Source organism: Streptomyces sp. ME02-8801-2C (assembly GCF_033793965.1).
In the GTDB taxonomy this organism is placed as follows: Bacteria; Actinomycetota; Actinomycetes; order Streptomycetales; family Streptomycetaceae; genus Streptomyces.
The window spans coordinates 446,323-461,413 of record NZ_JARAXP010000003.1; the positions used below are offsets into that span (position 1 = coordinate 446,323).

Here is a 15,091-nt window from a genome sequence, read left to right on the forward strand (position 1 = left end):
TCAGGCCCCTCCCGCACGCTGCGGCAGCGGACCGGTGACCGGGTACTCGATACGCCGCAGGCGCTCGGTCACCAGGTTCTGGAAGCGTCGTACGGCGGCGGGGTCGGCCCCCGGCATCCGCAGCCGCAGCGTCCTGACCACCGGTGCGAGCCGCGCCCCTGAGGGCACGTCGAGCACGGGGTGCAGGTCGCCGTCGGCCTGTCCCGCAGGGCCGGTTCCGGTGCCCTTGCGGTCCAGGAACTCCTGGTGCTCCTGGTCGATCGCGGTCAGCACCCCCGCGATCCTCGGCAGCACGGTGGCCCGCATCCTGGGCGGCAGGACCTGCTCGACGACGGGAGTCAACAGGGCGCGGACGCGCTCGAACTGCTGGAGGTTCAGCAGGACCACCAGCGCCGGAGCGTCACCGGCCGCGTCCATGGCCCGCCGCTGGGCGGCGAACACGCCCAGTCGGCGCTCCGTCCTGGACAGGGCGGTACGAGCGGCGGCGCTCAGCTCGGCGGGCCGTCCCCCGTAGCTGCTGAGGCCCCACCCCTTCGCGGCCTCCTCGATGGCGCGGCCGGTCAGTGGCGGCACCGCGTCCCCGCCGGCCTTGCTGCGCAGTTCCGCCGTGTCCGGAAGGCCCGGCAGCGCGGGAAGGTCCGGGACGTCGGGGAGTTTGGGCAGCGCGTTGAGGACCAGGTTCTTGGGCGAGGGTGGCGGGCTGCTGAGCCACTGCCCGAGGCCGTACATCCGGGCGGCGACCCCCGGCGGGATCTGGATCGGGACGCCCGGTGTGGGTGTGGCCTTCGGTCCGGCCTCCGCCCACGCCTCCTTGATCGCCTGGACCTGTGCCCGCAGGGCCAGGAACACCCGGGCGACGGGGTGATCGGTGAACAGCTTGCCGACGAAGACCAGAACGTTCTCGCCGTACGCGGACAGGGTCGTGTCGAGGAGCTCCCAGGGAGTTCGGCTCGCCTGTATGACGAGGTCCAGTTGCTGGCTCATCGCGCGGACCGCCTTGACCAGCATCCGCCGAGCCACCCGGCCGGCGTCGGCCAGTACTGCGGGCACGGACGCGCTGCCCTCGGCCAGCGCCCGCAGGCGGTCCTTCAGCCCGTCCGCCACCGTGCCGAGCGTGGCGGTCACCGCCGATGCCAGGTCCCCCAGCCGGACCAGGCTCCTGACCGCCGGTTCGAGCCGCGGCCCGAATTCGACGACGACCACCGCCGCCACGCCCAGTGCCTGGGCCAGCAGTGCCGCCAGCCTGTCACCGAGGCGCAGCAGGTCGCGCAGCAACGGGTTGCGGACGGCCTCGCGCGGCCCGTGCAACTGGTCCAGCAGGTCCACGGTCGCGTTGGCGATCCGGGCCGCCGCGCCGCCGAGGTCGTAGAGCGCCTGCACCTCGCGGCGGTCGCCGAGCGCGGCGGCCACCGGGAACGCCGCGCCGGCCGCCAGGAGCCCGCCGCCCACGAGCGTGCCCGTGCCCTTGGCGATGCGGCCGATCACGCCGGCGCTCGCCGGGACGAAGTGGATCAGCACCGGGGCCGCCAGCACGGCCAGCGGGTACAGGAGCAGGGCCAGCGCCTTGGCGATCGCCTTGACGCTGCCGTCCGAGAACCGGAGCAGCAGTCCTGCCACGACCGCCGTGTTGATCGGGCTGAGCAGCATTCCCGCGACGGCCCCGGCGAAGCCCAGTACCGGCGCCGTGAGATTCGGCCCGTCGGCGCTGGTCCGTACCGACTGTCGCGCGGCCCGGAACTGGGCTTCCAGTTCACGCAGGTTGACCAGGCGAACCCGCAGGCTCAGGCCGTCGAGGGGCAGACGGGGGCCGAACCAGTGCACGAGGAAGGCACCGCGGGAGCGAGCCACGATCGTGGACTCCAGGTCGACGATCGTGATCCACGGCGTCAGTGTTTTGACCGCCGTGCCGAACGTGCCGGCCAGCTTCTGTACGAGCAGCATCGCGATGGGCATGCGCGCTCACCTCCCTTCCTCTTGTCGGGGGCCGGGGTCACCGGTCGCGGATGGACTCCACCCGGGCGTTCTCCCGGTCGATCTGCTCGACCAGGAGCGTCACGTAGGCACGGCGCTCCGCCGACTCCATGTCCATCAGCTCCGACCAGGGCCAGTGCAGGTGATAGGCGAGGAAGAAGACTTCGCGGCGTAGTTCGTCGAGCCCTACTCCGGAGTTAAAAAATTGGTCATGTCCAGGCTGGCCCGCAGTTCGTGCCCGCAGGCCGGACAGTCCAGCTCCCGGATCAGGTCGACGCCGGGCGCACTGTCGTTGAACGCCCGGTCGATCAGCCGTCGGTCGGTGAGCGTGAGGTCGGCCAGGATCTTGGGGCCCAGCGCCTCCAGCCGGTGCACGGGCATGTCACCGAAGGACTTCAGGCACCGGGAGAGCAGGGCGTTCTTCCCGAGTGAGGCGTTCTTGCGCATCTGCGGAGCGGCCGCCGACTCGTCGCTGCCGCGGGCGAGGCGCAGTGTCATCGACGTGTGCACGCTGCCGTCCCGGTCGACATATCCGTCATCCAGTTCGACGACGATGTCCTCCGGCTGTTCACCGTCGGCGAGCATCCGCGTGGGCAGCGCGTCAAGATCCTCGGTCTGCTCGAAGCGTTCGCCGCAGGAGGGGCAGCCGTACGCTGCGGACAGCTCGGGGCCGAAGGTGAAGCTGCGCAGCCTGATCAGCAGGTAGTTGCGGTCGACGGAGTACATCGACTCGATGTCGGCCCTGCGCAGCGTGGTCCTGTCGCCGAGCCGGGTGATGCAGCTGTGCAGCAGCGCTGTCACCAGTCGGCCGCCGTTGCGCTGGTTCGCCGGATCCGCGAGCAGTGCCTCGTCGCGGCCGGTCATCTTGCGCAGGGTGACCTGCCGGTGCGCGGCACCGTCCTCGTCGGTGTGGCCGACGGGCAGCGTCACCTCGATCTCGCGGGCGCCACGGGGTCCCGCGGCGGAGGGCGGCGGCTCGGAGAAGGGCGGAGCGAGGCCCTCGGGCAGGGCTCCGCCGTAGGGCTGAGCGGTGGTGGTCATGGTGAAAACCTCCTGAGGACTACGGAGTTGAGGTGTCCTGGGGGCGGAAAGAGGGCGGCGTCACAGCGGTGTGCGTCGGTCAGTCGACGCGTTCGAGCTCCTCGATCTCCAGCACGATCGTCTGGATGAACAGGCCGGTGGAGCCGGCCTCCATGTCGCTGAACGCGGAGGACTTCACCCAGGCTCCGTAGAAAGCGAACTTCAGCACGTCCTCGCCGAAGTGCCGCTTGATGATCATTCCGTTCTTGCGGACGGTGGAGCCGCCCCGCGTGGTGTCGAGCCGGAAGGTCTGGCGGAACCAGTCGAGGAACCTCTTGTCCTCCGCGCTGCCGTCCACCCTGCGTTCGATCGTCAGCGGCTGGAACGTCCGCTTGGCGGCGGCCAGTTTGTAGACATGGCCGGTGGCGCCGTCGGCCTGTTCGATGGTGTCCAGAGAGCCTTCGCTCAGTCCCGAGATCTTGCTGACTCCCGGACTCACCGTGCCGTCGATCATCATCACGAACTCGTCGGCCCTCAGGCCCTCGTAGAAGTCGCCCACTCTGGGCATGGCTGCTCCTCGAAATTCCGGTGGGGGCTCACGCCTCGCTGACGGAGGCGCCGCTGGGCTGCTGGCCGACGGTGATCACGACGGTCTCGGCGGGACTGTTGGGATACAGATAGACCTCGATGTTCAGCAGTCCCTGCTGCACCTGATCGGGTGGGTTGTTGGTGGCGTCGACGATCACGGTGAACGTCTCCGCCGGGCTGCCCGTGCCGAACGCGCCCAGCCGCCACAGCCCGGTCAGGAACGGGGTGACCGTGCCGAACTTGACCGCGTCCCACAGCGTGTCGCGGTTGGGCTCCTGCCTCACCCAGCGCAGTCCGTCGCGCAGACTGGACTTGACGAAGTTGAACAGCAGCCGCACGTTGACGTACCGCCAGCGCGGGTCGCTGCTGAGGGTGCGGGAGGCATCGATGACGATGCCCTCGCGGGGCAGCGGGCGGATCCCGTTGACGGCCCCGTTGACCACCAGGTCGGTGTGGTCGGCCTCGGAGAGCCGGGTCTCCACGTCGAGCACGCCGAGCAGGTTCGCCTCCTGCCCCGCCGGCGCCTTCCACACTCCGCGTCCGCTTTCGATCCGGGCGAAGACCCCCATGACGTGGCCGGTCGGCGGAATCGACTTGCGCGGGTTGTCGCCGACGCCGATCGGGTCCTGCACGACGATCCACGGTCCGTACAGCGCCCCGTACGACTTCTTCGTCATCAGAGCCTGGCCGTAGGCGACCGCCTGGCCGCCCCCGACGAACCCCTCGGGAACGGCGCCCACGTACATCGCGTCGCCCCGGCCCTCGCAGTAGGCGATGCCCGCCGAGGCGACGGCGGTGTCCGTGCGTTCGGCGCACACGAGCTGGACGTCGTACGGGTCGAAGGCGTGGAAGCCGGTGCGCGCGGACTGGTCGCCGATGAAGTGGTTCGCCGTGGGCAGACCGTCGTTGCCGCCCTCCAGGAGCAGGAACGCGCCCCCGGTGTCGGCGGGCCGGTCGGCGTTGGTGCCCGGCCCGCCGGAGTCGGTGAGCCGCACGAGGCGGGAACCGGTCAGTTCGTGGTTGAGCACGCGGACCGCGTAGTTGGGGCGGTCGCTCTCCATGGTGAGACCGGTGTGGGTCTCGACCACATGCCCGGCGTCGGCGCCCCCCACGGCGACGAGCAGGTCGAACTCGGCGGCGGAGACCGTCACTTTGCGAAGGTCGGTGAAGGCTCCGGGATTCGACAGCGCCGGTGCCCAGGTGACGGCGCCGGTGCTCGCGTTGACGGTGAGCAGCTTCACCTGGACGGGTGCCGTCCCGGCGGTGTCGCCGACGACCACGGTGGTGCCCGCGGTGAGGTCACGCGCCCGCGCCAGGGTGGTGCCGCCGGCCGTCAGGGCCGCCGGGGTGCCCTGGACGGGCTGGGCCATGACGGTGAAGCCGAGGGCGGCGTTGGCCGCGGTGACCTGCAGCGCGCTCCACTCACCGGTCAGCGCGGCCTGCTCCCCGGTGGAGGTCAGCACGAGCTGGTTGGTGCCGGCGCCGCCGATGGCGGCCGTCAGCAGATGGGTCTGCCGGTTGATCGCGTTTCTGATCTCCACCCGGGTCGCGGCGGCCGGGTTGGTGAAGTCCGAGGCGGCGAAGGTGAGTTCGGTGGGCGTGCCGGCACCGTCGATCCGCACCGCGAGTTTCGGGAAGGCCGACATGTCGATGGTGGCGGCGATCACCGACCCGGTCACGAACGCCTTCGCGGTCTCGGCGAGCCGGGTGACCGCCCCGGCGCTGTGCCGCACCCGCACCGCGAGACCGCCGCCCCAGCCGCCGGGGTCCGCCTTGCCTCGGTAACCGGCCTCGACGACCAGGCTCGGGACGTTGCCGGCGCCGTTGAGCGTGCGGGTGGCCGCCACCGCTCCGGTACCGGGAGCGGGGTCGATGATCCGGTTGACGTAGGCGGTGCGGCCTCCGTTGTCGAAGAAGCCCTTCACCAGGTACGCGCCGTAGCCGCTGGTGACATGGCGCCCGAACCGCTCGACGAACTGGGTGAAGCCGGTGATCCGGACCGGTTCGTTCGGTACACCGCGCTGGGTGACGATGTTGAACGCACCGACCGAGACGGCCGCGCCCGTGATCGACGGCGAGCCGGTGCCGTCCACTTCGACGACATTGACGCCGATATTGTTGGCCATCGCTGGGTCTCCTCCTTGGCCGTCCGGGGTGGGACCGCCGGGTCTATTCCTGGTCGGACGGCGCTGTGCGCCGGGCTCGTGCCGGGCTGTGTCGGAGCGCCCGTTTCGGCGGGGCGCCGGAGGCCGACGACTGTTCGTCGACCGGCGGCGCCGCGCTCTGCGGGGCGGATTCGGGCTCGGTGACGCGTACGGCGAGCACCCCTCGGCGGCACAGCTCCCGCACCTGGCCTCTCACCAGGTCCTCGGCCGCGCACCCGACGCGGGCCAGCGGCGACAGCACGACCACCGCGTCCCCGAGATGCAACTCCACCGGCCTGTCACAGGTGTTGACGAGAGTCGTGGCCGCCTCGCCGCCGGTCGTCGACGTCGCTTCGTCCTCGGTCGTCCTGCTCATAGCGCCTCCCACTGGTGGGGTTCGATGCGTACGTCGCTGACCACCTGGACGGGGCCGCCGCCGGTCGCGGCCCGCCGCGCCCCGACCCGGAAGACCAGGACCGGCACCTCTTCCGGCGCGCCGCCGATCCGGTCCGTTCCCGCGAGTCGCACCAGCTCGACCGGCAGCCGCTCACCGTTCACGGCCAGCTCGTCCAGCGGGGCCAGCCGATCGAGCACGGCCTCGATCAGAGCCGCCTGGTCGGCCCGGTCCTGGGCGACGGGGCTGATCGCGTAGTCGAGGTCGAAGGGGTCGCCGTAGTCGGCCAGTCGGGCGCCGCCGTCGGTGTGGGCGACGACCCGCTGCCCGTCGAGTGCCCGCTCCGCGGCGAACTGCGTGTCGAAGTGCACGACGTCCAGGGCGGGCGCGTCCGGCAGGGGTTGGCCGGCGGCGCGTATCGCCACGCCGACCGGGCCGGTGCCGACGGTGATCCCGGACAGCCTCACCAGAAGGGCGTGGTCGGTGTCGGCGAGCAGTTGCGGGCGTACCGCCACCATGTCGTCGAGGTGGGCGGTCAGCGGGGCGGTGGCGTCGACGCAGCGGAGCTGGATCTGGGTGAGCGCGCCGGAGACGGCTGTGTCGAGATCGTCGATGGCCATCCGTACCGTCTCCCAGCGGTGGGGAGCGCGCACGGGCAGCAGCCGGTGCCAGGTGTTGCCGGGATCGGTGAGGGGGCTGCCCGCGGAGCCCAGGCTCAGCTCCAGGAAGAACGGCCCGCCACCCGTACCGGCCCGCCGGTTCGACCGCAGCGACAGCCGCAGCTCCGAGCAGGCGGAGATGTCCAGGGGAGCGATCGTGCGGCGCAGCAGATGTCCGAGGGCTTTTGTCGTCCCTGTGACCCGGCTGCTGACCCCGTCCGGGCCGTAGCCGACGACGGTGGAGTCGTCGCGGATCGCGAGCTCGGTCGACGGGCGGGTTCCGTCCGGCTCCAGCGCCGTCCACTCCTGGGCGGAGTTCATGGCCTCGACGACGACGGCGCTCACCGGGCGGGGCCGTTCGAGTCCATGCACGAGGGAGTGCTTCGGTTGGGCATGGCCGGACTCTCGCAGGGGCCTCGTCACCGGGGCGTCACGCCGGTGTCACCGCCCCCGAACCGCCCGCCCCGGAACCGCCGGCGCCCGGCTGCCCGCCCGACCGGGCGGCCCCCGGCCGTCCCCTACGGCAGTTGCCAGTCCACCGGCTGGGCTCCCTGCTTGACGAGCAGGTCGTTGGCCCGGCTGAACGGGCGTGAGCCGAAGAAGCCTCTGTCCGCCGACATCGGGGACGGGTGGGCGGATTCGATCGAGGGCAGTTCCCCGAGAAGGGGCCGCAGATTGCGCGCGTCACGCCCCCACAGGATGGACACCAGCGGCTTGCCCCGGGCGGCGAGAGCGCGGATCGCCTGCTCGGTGACCTCTTCCCAGCCCTTGCCCCGGTGCGCCGCCGGGCTGCGCGGAGCCGTCGTCAGCGCCCTGTTCAGCAGCAGCACGCCCTGCTTGGTCCACGGCGTCAGATCACCGTTCGACGGCCTGGGCGCCCCCAGGTCGGAGTGCATCTCACGGAAGATGTTCTCCAGGCTGCCCGGCAGCGAACGCACCTCGGGGGACACGGCGAAACTCAGTCCGATCGCCATCCCCGGGGTGGGATAGGGGTCCTGACCGACAATCAGGACACGGACGTCGTCGAACGGCTGCTGGAAGGCCCGCAGGACGTTCGCCCCGGCCGGCAGATAGGTCCGGCCCGCCGCTATCTCGGCCCGAAGGAAGTCGCCCATCGCGGCGATACGCTCGGCCGCGGGTTCGAGAGCCTTCGCCCAGCCCGCTTCGACAAGTTCATGCAAGGGTCGTGGTGCCACGATCCGTCACCCTACTGGCACACACCGGAGCCCACACAAACAGGCAAAGCCCCGGCCGGGAAGTCATCACGTACCGACCGCTTCCGCTCCGTACGTAACTCATCAGACAAAAGCGGACGGATACCGCTCACCTGCCCCCTCCCCGAACAAGGGAGCCCAATAAGCCAGTAACATGCGGCGCCATGAGCTCCCCCACTGGGCCCGCCGGCCTGCCAGTACGAATGCCGCGCCCCCGCCAGCCGGGCCGGCACCGCCGCCCCGAGCCACTGGCGGCTCCCGAGGGGGCGCCTGCGCTCGTCCTCGCGGTGCCGGGTGCGCCCAGCCCCGCCACGCGGAGCCTCGCCGAGGAGGTCGTGAGCATCGCCCGCTCCGAGCTCCCCGGCCTCGACGCCCGCATCGGGTACCTCGACGGTGACGACGCGGAGTTCCCCACGCTCCAGTCCGTGCTCACGCACTCCGCGCAGGAGCGCACCGCCCGCTACGAGCAGGCCCTTGCCGCCGGTGTCGACGTCAAGCAGCCCGAGGGGCCCGTGGCCGTCGTCGTGCCGCTGCTCGCCGGTCCGGACAACGCGCTGCTGCGCCAGGTCCGCCAGGCCGTCATGGAGAGCCGTATCGCGGCCGACCTGACCGATGTCCTCGGCCCGCACCCGCTGCTCGCCGAGGGCCTGCACGTACGGCTGTCCGAGGCGGGCCTCGCGCGCGCCGACCGGGCCCGTCTGTTCACCGTGGCGACCGCCGCGGACGGCATCATCCTGGCCTCCGTGGGCGGCGAGGAGGCCGTGCAGGCGGCCGGTATCACGGGCATGCTGCTCGCCGCGCGGCTCGCCGTGCCGGTGATGGCGGCCGCCCTCGACCAGGACGGCTCGATCGCGGCCATCGCCGAGCAGCTGCGCGCCTCGGGCTCGCAGAATCTCGCGCTCGCTCCCTATCTGATCGGCCCGGAGATCGACGCCGGCCTGCTGGAGGCCGCGGCCAAGGAGGCGGGCTGCGCCTCCTCCGACGCGCTCGGCCCCTACCCGGCCATCGGCAAGCTGGCGCTGGCCAAGTACACGACGGCGCTGGGCATCGCCCCGCAGCAGCCGCAGGGCGCCCCGGTCCGCTGACGCCGACGGCATCCCCGTACGGCGAAGGCATCTGGTACGCCGAAGGGCCCGCTCCTCGCCCGGAGCGGGCCCTCGGCGTGTCCGGCCCGTGGGCCACGTGGGGCGTCGGCTCAGCCGAAGACCACGCAGGAGGCGGCCGGTACGGCGACCGAACCGGCCCGGCGCGGGATGCCGGTGTCTGGGTCGAGGCCGAACCAGGTCACATCCCCGGAGCGCTCGTTCGCGACGTACAGGAAGCCGTCCGAGGCGGCGAGCGCGCGGGGCCAGTGGCCGCCGCACGGCACCGTGTCCACCAGCCGCAGGGCGGCTCCGGCGTCGTCGACGGCGAGCACGGACACGACGTCCTGGCCGCGTGTCGCGGTCCACACGAAGCGTCCGTCGGGCGAGGCGACGATGCCCGAGGGGTAGGCGTCGCCGGCCGGGGCTCCCGCCAGTACCGGCGTCTCACGCAGGGGCGTCAACAGGCCCTCGGCGGCGTCCCAGCGGCAGACGGTGACGGTCGGGGCGAGCTCGTTCAGCACGTACGCGTACGAGCCGTCCGGGTGGAAGGCCAGGTGACGCGGCCCGCAGCCGGGGCGCAGCGCGGTCTCGAGGTGCGGTACGAGGGTGCCGTCGCGCAGGGCGTACACGTGCACGGAGTCCGTGCCGAGGTCGACGCAGACGGCCCATCGGCCGCTCGGGTCGGGCTGCACCTGGTGGGCGTGCGGCTCGCGCTGACGGGTCGGGTGCGGGCCCGAGCCCTGGTGTCGGCGCACGTCGGACGCGGCGTCGGCGAGGGTGCCGTCGGCGTGGACGGGCACCGCGGAGACGCTGCCGGAGCCGTAGTTGGCGGTCAGTACATGCCCGGCGAGGAGAGCGAGGTGGGTGGGCCCGCTGCCGGCGACCGGCACGGGCGGCCCGGCGAGTTCGGGCTTGTCGCCGCTCACCCGGTAGGCGGCGACCGTGCCTTCCACGGTCTCGCTGACCGCGTAGAGCATGCCTCCGTCGGCGGCCAGGGCGAGATACGACGGGTCGGGCAGGTCGTCCGTCGCGCCGAGCACGGTCAGCGCGCCGCTGTCGTCGTCCACGGCGGCGATGAGCACCCCTGGGCCGCCTGCCGCCGTGAACGAGCCGATGAACGCTCGCTGTTGCCCCACTGTCGTCCCCTCCCGGCCACCGGATCGGTCGGGGCGACAGTACCCTATCGGTCTAGACCAATCTCGCGGGCGCGGTAGTCGCTGAAGGGACGCGAGTACCCGGTGCGCAGGGCGCTTATGGGCGCGTACGGGGTTGAGTGGATGCACGGGCGGCGCGACCGGGAGTCGCACGCGCCCCAACGGCGGTTCCCGTTCGGCCGTGCGCGCGGGTGGCGCGGGTCGTGGCCCGCGACGGCCCCGTTCCTCATCCCTTTGTCATCCTGAGAGCCATGAGCACTCTTGGCACCACCGCGGTCATCTTCGATCTCGACGGAACACTCGTGGACAGCGAGCCGAACTACTTCGAAGCAAGCCGGCAGACGCTCGCCGCGTACGGCGTCACGGGTTTCACCTGGGCCGACCAGGAGGAGTCCGTGGGCATCAGCATGCGCGAGACGGTCGCCCTCTGGCGTGAGCGGTACGGGCTGCGCGCGCCGGTCGAGGAACTGCTCGCGGAGAAGAACCGCCGGTATCTGGAGCTGGCCCGGGCCGGCACCTCCGTCTATCCCGAGATGCGGAAGTTCGTGGAGTTGCTGGCGGGGGACGGTGTTCCCATGGCGGTGGCCTCGGGTGCCACGCTGCGAGCCATCGACGCGATCCTGGCGGGTACGGGCCTGGACGCGTATCTGCGGACCGTCGTGTCCTCCGACGAGGTCGCTCGGGGCAAGCCCGCACCGGACGTCTTCCTGGAGGCCGCACGCCGCCTCGACGCGGCCCCCGCGGACTGCGTGGTCCTGGAGGACGCCGCACCGGGCGCCGCCGCCGCGCACGCGGCCGGCATGCGCTGTATCGCGATCCCGTACCTGACAGCACAGGCGGACGCCCCCGAGTTCGCGACGGCGGAGCTGCTCCTGCGGGGTGGCCAACGGGAGTTCACGGCGAGGACGACATACGACTGGCTGGTCCGCAGGGGGTAGGGCCCGGACCGGGCCCGATCCAGCGGCACGACTGCCCGCAGCGGGGTGAGGTGGAACGGGACGCGCGGGCCGTGGGCAACGCCCAGCCGCAGACGCGCGAGCAGCCGCTCCCACTCCAGGGGCGCGGGGAACTGCGCGAAAACCCCCACCGAGCCGCAGACACAACCCAGCCGACCCACCCCACAACGCGGGCCAACCGCTCGGTCGGAGTCGTCAAGTCGGCCTGGGTCGGGTCACCCGTCAGGGCCGTGGTCGAAGTTGTTGTTCGGGGAGGGTCGGGGCCTGTGCTGTGAGCAGGTCGGCGCATTCTGCGGCCAGGCGCCGCATTCCGTTCGTCTCCGCTCCTGCCAGGGCCGCGCGGAGCAGCCCCACCGCCTCGGGGCGGCGGGCGCCGTCCTTCTGGCGCAGGAGGGCCCGGGCCTCGTCCGCTCTCAGGCGGGCCGTCTGAGGTGGGGAGCTGCCGACGACCAGGCGTTCGGCCTGGTGGAAGTGGCCGAGGGCCGTCGCCGTGTCGCCCTCGGCGAGAGCCAGCAGGCCCATGGCGCGTTCCGTCGGGCCGACCAGCACCACAGGCCAGCCCGCCAGCGCGATCCCCGCCGGTCTGCGGGCGAGCGCCTCGCGCAGCACCGGTACGGCGCGCGCGAGTTCGGCGTCATACCCGCCGCGTGCGTCGAGTCCGGCGCAGACCTCCGCGAGGAGGACCAGCGCCGGTACGGACCAGCCGTGCGGCGGCAGGGAGGCGCAGTCGGCGGTCTCGCGGAGGAAGGCGAGCAGGCGGTCGGCCGCCTCGTCATGGTCGCCGACCTCGCAGCGGGCCAGCGCGAACCCGGCCCGCCAGACAGGGAAGTACCCGTGCCGTTCGACGCCGTCGGCGAGCCCCGAGCTGAAGAGCTCAGCCATCCTGCCCTGCTCCCTGAGCAGCCAGTACACCTGGCCCAGCCGGGTCTGCAGCAAGGTGTCGGCGGGTACGGCGAGGTCCGCCTCCAGGCCCGCGACGATCTCCCGCGACTCGCCGAAGATCCAGTCGGTGGCGGAGTCGAACCGGCCGCACCACAGGTCGAGCAGGGTGTCCAGGGTGCACTGCTGCCAGCGCGCCAGGGTGCTGCGCGTACGGGCCGCGTGCCTGCGGTGTTCGGCGACCGTTCCCGTGGCGCCGTGGACGCGGCCGACGCGGAGCTGGTCGATGGCGAGCGCGACGAGGGACTCGCCGAGGAAGTACGGGGAGCGGGCGCGCAGGGCGCAGTCCCGCAGCCGGAGGGAGATGGTCAGCGATTCGATGGCCGGGACGAAGTCATACAGGCCCCACCGGCACTCGGTGAGCACCTCGCAGCGTGTCTCGTCGTCCTGGCCGCCGGTGGCGAGCCCCTCGAGGGTCCGCCGGGCCAGGTCGGCGCCGCGTTCGGGCCCGGCGCCCGGCCAGGCGGTGTCCTCGCTGACGGACATGGAGAGCTTCTTTGCCAGATGCGCGCCGAGCCGCAGCCGCATCCCGGCCGCCTCACTGCCCTCGCGCGTCCTGAGCGCGGCGAGGGTTTCCCGTACGAGGTGCAGGAGTTCGTGGTCGACGCGGCCGGGGTCGGACCAGCGACGGGCCCGCCGTACGACGGCCACGGCCTGTGCCTCGGGGTTGTCCGCGCCCCACTGGTACGCCTGGCGGTAGTACGCGTCCGCCTCCTCCATGCGCCCGGCCAGGTAGCTGGTGTCGCCGCGGTGCAGCAGCCGGTCGAACTCGGCGCCGTATCGGGAGGGTTGGGCCGCGGTGGCGACGGCGGTGCGGGGCGACGACGTGCGCCGGGCCGAAGTCGCCCGAGCGGGCGGTACGTCGGCGGTGTCGCCGCGTAACTCGGCTGCCAGGTCGAGGAGTTGTCCCTTGGCGTCCAGTGCGTCGTCGCATCCTTCGGCGAGTTCGCGGGTGACCCGGCGATGACCGTTCTCGATACGGCTGAGGTAGCCCCGGCTGCAGTGCACGAGCCCAGCCAGATCGGCGAGGGAGAGTCCGGCGGCGAGGCGTCGGCGTCGTAACTCCCGGCCGAACCGCACCGATTCCCCGGACTCCCCCGACTCCCCCGGTTCCCCGGATTCTCCTGTTTCCCGCGTCACGCCGTTCGCCGTGTCGTCCATGCGACCCCCAACTGCATGCATTCGCCCGCTTGTTGCTCGGTGTTGCCAAATATGCCCTGGCAACACCGGATCTCTCCCCTTGTCGGCGAGTTCGGACAAAGCTGACCCAAAAGGCGTACGGAGCGTCCCGTCGAACGTACGGAGAAAACATTGAGGATCAGATTGGGGACTCTCTCCCGCCTTCCGTGTCTTCCCTGTCTCCTCGGTACTGGTCCGAGGTATCGAGGCGGAGGTCCCGGGTGCTCCACGGGGGTGGGCACCTGGGGCCTCCACATCCGGATTCCGGGGGCAGAGCCGTGCGTTGTCCGGTGAGACATCCGATCGTCCTGGTCCCGGGCATCCTGGGCAGTGTCCTGGACGGGCCGACGGGCCCGCTGTGGGCGCCGGGCAAGCCGTTGCTCCAGTCCCTGGCGGAGCTGAGGGATCCGGACACCGCCCGGCATCCGCTGACGCTGCCCGGTGACACCTCGTCGGTCAGGGCGTCACGGCTGTTTCCCGACGTCGCCGTGTTGCCGGGCCTGTCGCGGACCAAGGGGTACGCGCGGACCGTCGACTGGGTGCGCGGGCACTTCGCCGTGACGGACGGTCCCGGCGGTGGGCTGCTGACGTTCCCGTACGACTGGCGGCTGGACAACCGGGTGCACGCCCGCAGGCTGGCCGAGACGATCGATTTGCACGTCGCCGAGTTCCGGGAGCGGACCGGCGCAAGAGACGCGAAGGCCGTCGTCATCGCCCACGGCATGGGTGGTCTCATCGCCCGCTACTACGTCGAGGTGCTGGGCGGCTGGCGGGACTGCCGGGCGCTGATCACCCTGGGCACCCCGCACCGCGGCTCGGTGCGCGCGCTGGACACGCTCACCGGCGGCTTCCGGCCGCTGCCAGGCGTACGGAGCCTGGCGCGAGGGTTCCCCTCGGTGCACCAGCTTCTGCCGGTCTACTCGGTCATCGACACCGGGGCGGGCCACATCCGGATCGAGGACGCGGCGCCGCTGCCGGGGGTGCGCCGGGATCTGGTCGGCGACGGCCTGGGCTTCCACCGGGAGATCGCGGCGGCAGCGGCGTACAACGCCGAGAACTTTCCGGCGTACGCGCACCAGCATGTGACGCTGCCTCTCGTGGGCACCCGGCAGAGCGGCACACTCCAGTCGGCGCGCTGGAACGGCCACGGGGTGGTCTGCTCGGCCGAGCCGCCGGGAGCGCTGGTGCCGCCGGTTCTGGCGGACGGGGACGGTGTGGTCCCCCGAGTGTCGGCGATGCCGCCCGCGCTGCCGGAGGATCGCTGCCGGTTCGTTCCGGCGGCGCACAGCGCCCTTCAGTCGCCGCGCGTACTGACCGGCCAGCTCCTCGAACCCCTGGTCCGTCTCCAGTCGCCCGGGCCGCTGGACGTGGGCGGGGCGTCGGATTCGGTCGCGCGGGTGGCGCCGCCGGCCATCAGCAGCGAGGTCGAGGACGCGTACGTCGACACGGGGCCGGCGGTTCTGCGTGCCCGGGTCGTGGGCGGCGGACGGCCGCCGCGGCGGTTGCTCGCCGCGGTGACACGGGAGGACGGTGAGAGGGTTTCTCTGGTGCTGGGGGAGGTGGCCGCCGGGCGGTATGAGGGGCGGGGTGTGCTGCCGGTCGGGCTGTACGACGTCGAGATCGCAGCGGAGTCGGGTTCGCCTGTGGCGGACCCGGTTCAGGACTGCTTCGCGGTGCTGCCTGGCGCCGGGGGGGTAGACGGTTTTCGGGTGCGGGCCGGTGGGGGCTTGTCGCGCAGTTCCCCGCGCCTCTGACGACGTCCGGTCCGGGCGAATCTTCAGGGCTCGG

12 protein-coding genes are annotated in these 15,091 nt (G+C 72.1%); 3 read left to right on the forward strand and 9 right to left on the reverse strand.

The window, feature by feature from the left end; all coding sequences use genetic code 11:
* From PV396_RS11080 to PV396_RS11110, 7 genes are all read right to left on the reverse strand, one after another.
* The gene (locus PV396_RS11080; protein ID WP_319203108.1) at positions 1-1,953 is read right to left on the reverse strand and encodes a hypothetical protein; all 1,953 of its coding nucleotides are present in this window, start codon (positions 1,951-1,953) and stop codon (positions 1-3) included.
* Positions 1,954-2,157: 204 nt separating this feature from the next.
* A complete protein-coding gene (locus PV396_RS11085) occupies positions 2,158-3,012 on the reverse strand; it encodes a hypothetical protein (protein WP_319203110.1) in 855 nt (284 codons plus the stop codon).
* A 79-nt stretch (positions 3,013-3,091) separates the two neighbouring features.
* On the reverse strand, positions 3,092-3,559 hold the full coding sequence (locus tag PV396_RS11090; protein ID WP_319203112.1) for a phage tail protein: 468 nt from the start codon (positions 3,557-3,559) through the stop codon (positions 3,092-3,094).
* 28 nt (positions 3,560-3,587) lie between these two features.
* Entirely contained in the window at positions 3,588-5,705 is a 2,118-nt protein-coding gene (locus PV396_RS11095; RefSeq protein ID WP_319203114.1) for a phage tail sheath C-terminal domain-containing protein, read from the reverse strand.
* Between the two features lie 43 nt (positions 5,706-5,748).
* Complete coding sequence (locus PV396_RS11100; protein WP_319203116.1) at positions 5,749-6,099, reverse strand: hypothetical protein; 351 nt, start codon at positions 6,097-6,099, stop codon at positions 5,749-5,751.
* Positions 6,096-7,148 carry a hypothetical protein gene (locus PV396_RS11105; protein ID WP_319203118.1) on the reverse strand — a complete coding sequence of 351 codons (1,053 nt, stop codon included), beginning with the start codon at positions 7,146-7,148 and terminating at the stop codon, positions 6,096-6,098. Before PV396_RS11105 ends, PV396_RS11100 begins: the two co-directional genes overlap by 4 nt.
* Positions 7,149-7,294: 146 nt before the next feature.
* Positions 7,295-7,972, reverse strand: coding sequence for a uracil-DNA glycosylase (locus PV396_RS11110; RefSeq protein ID WP_319203120.1), 678 nt, complete (start codon positions 7,970-7,972; stop codon positions 7,295-7,297).
* Positions 7,973-8,154: 182 nt separating this feature from the next.
* Between PV396_RS11110 and PV396_RS11115 the strand changes: the two genes are divergently transcribed.
* Positions 8,155-9,075, forward strand: coding sequence for a hypothetical protein (locus PV396_RS11115; RefSeq protein WP_319203123.1), 921 nt, complete (start codon positions 8,155-8,157; stop codon positions 9,073-9,075).
* Positions 9,076-9,185: 110 nt separating this feature from the next.
* Here the strand turns inward: PV396_RS11115 and PV396_RS11120 are convergent, their stop codons facing one another.
* Positions 9,186-10,211: a lactonase family protein gene (locus tag PV396_RS11120; RefSeq protein WP_319203125.1), complete on the reverse strand. Its 1,026-nt coding sequence runs from the start codon at positions 10,209-10,211 to the stop codon at positions 9,186-9,188.
* 269 nt (positions 10,212-10,480) lie between these two features.
* Between PV396_RS11120 and PV396_RS11125 the strand changes: the two genes are divergently transcribed.
* On the forward strand, positions 10,481-11,167 hold the full coding sequence (locus PV396_RS11125) for an HAD family phosphatase (protein ID WP_319203127.1): 687 nt from the start codon (positions 10,481-10,483) through the stop codon (positions 11,165-11,167).
* Positions 11,168-11,407: 240 nt separating this feature from the next.
* On the opposite strand, the gene PV396_RS11130 is transcribed toward PV396_RS11125, so the two are convergent.
* Entirely contained in the window at positions 11,408-13,285 is a 1,878-nt protein-coding gene (locus PV396_RS11130) for a helix-turn-helix transcriptional regulator (RefSeq protein ID WP_319203129.1), read from the reverse strand.
* A 308-nt stretch (positions 13,286-13,593) separates the two neighbouring features.
* Between PV396_RS11130 and PV396_RS11135 the strand changes: the two genes are divergently transcribed.
* A complete protein-coding gene (locus PV396_RS11135) occupies positions 13,594-15,057 on the forward strand; it encodes a lipase/acyltransferase domain-containing protein (protein ID WP_319203131.1) in 1,464 nt (487 codons plus the stop codon).
* The last annotated feature ends 34 nt before the right edge of the window (positions 15,058-15,091 follow it).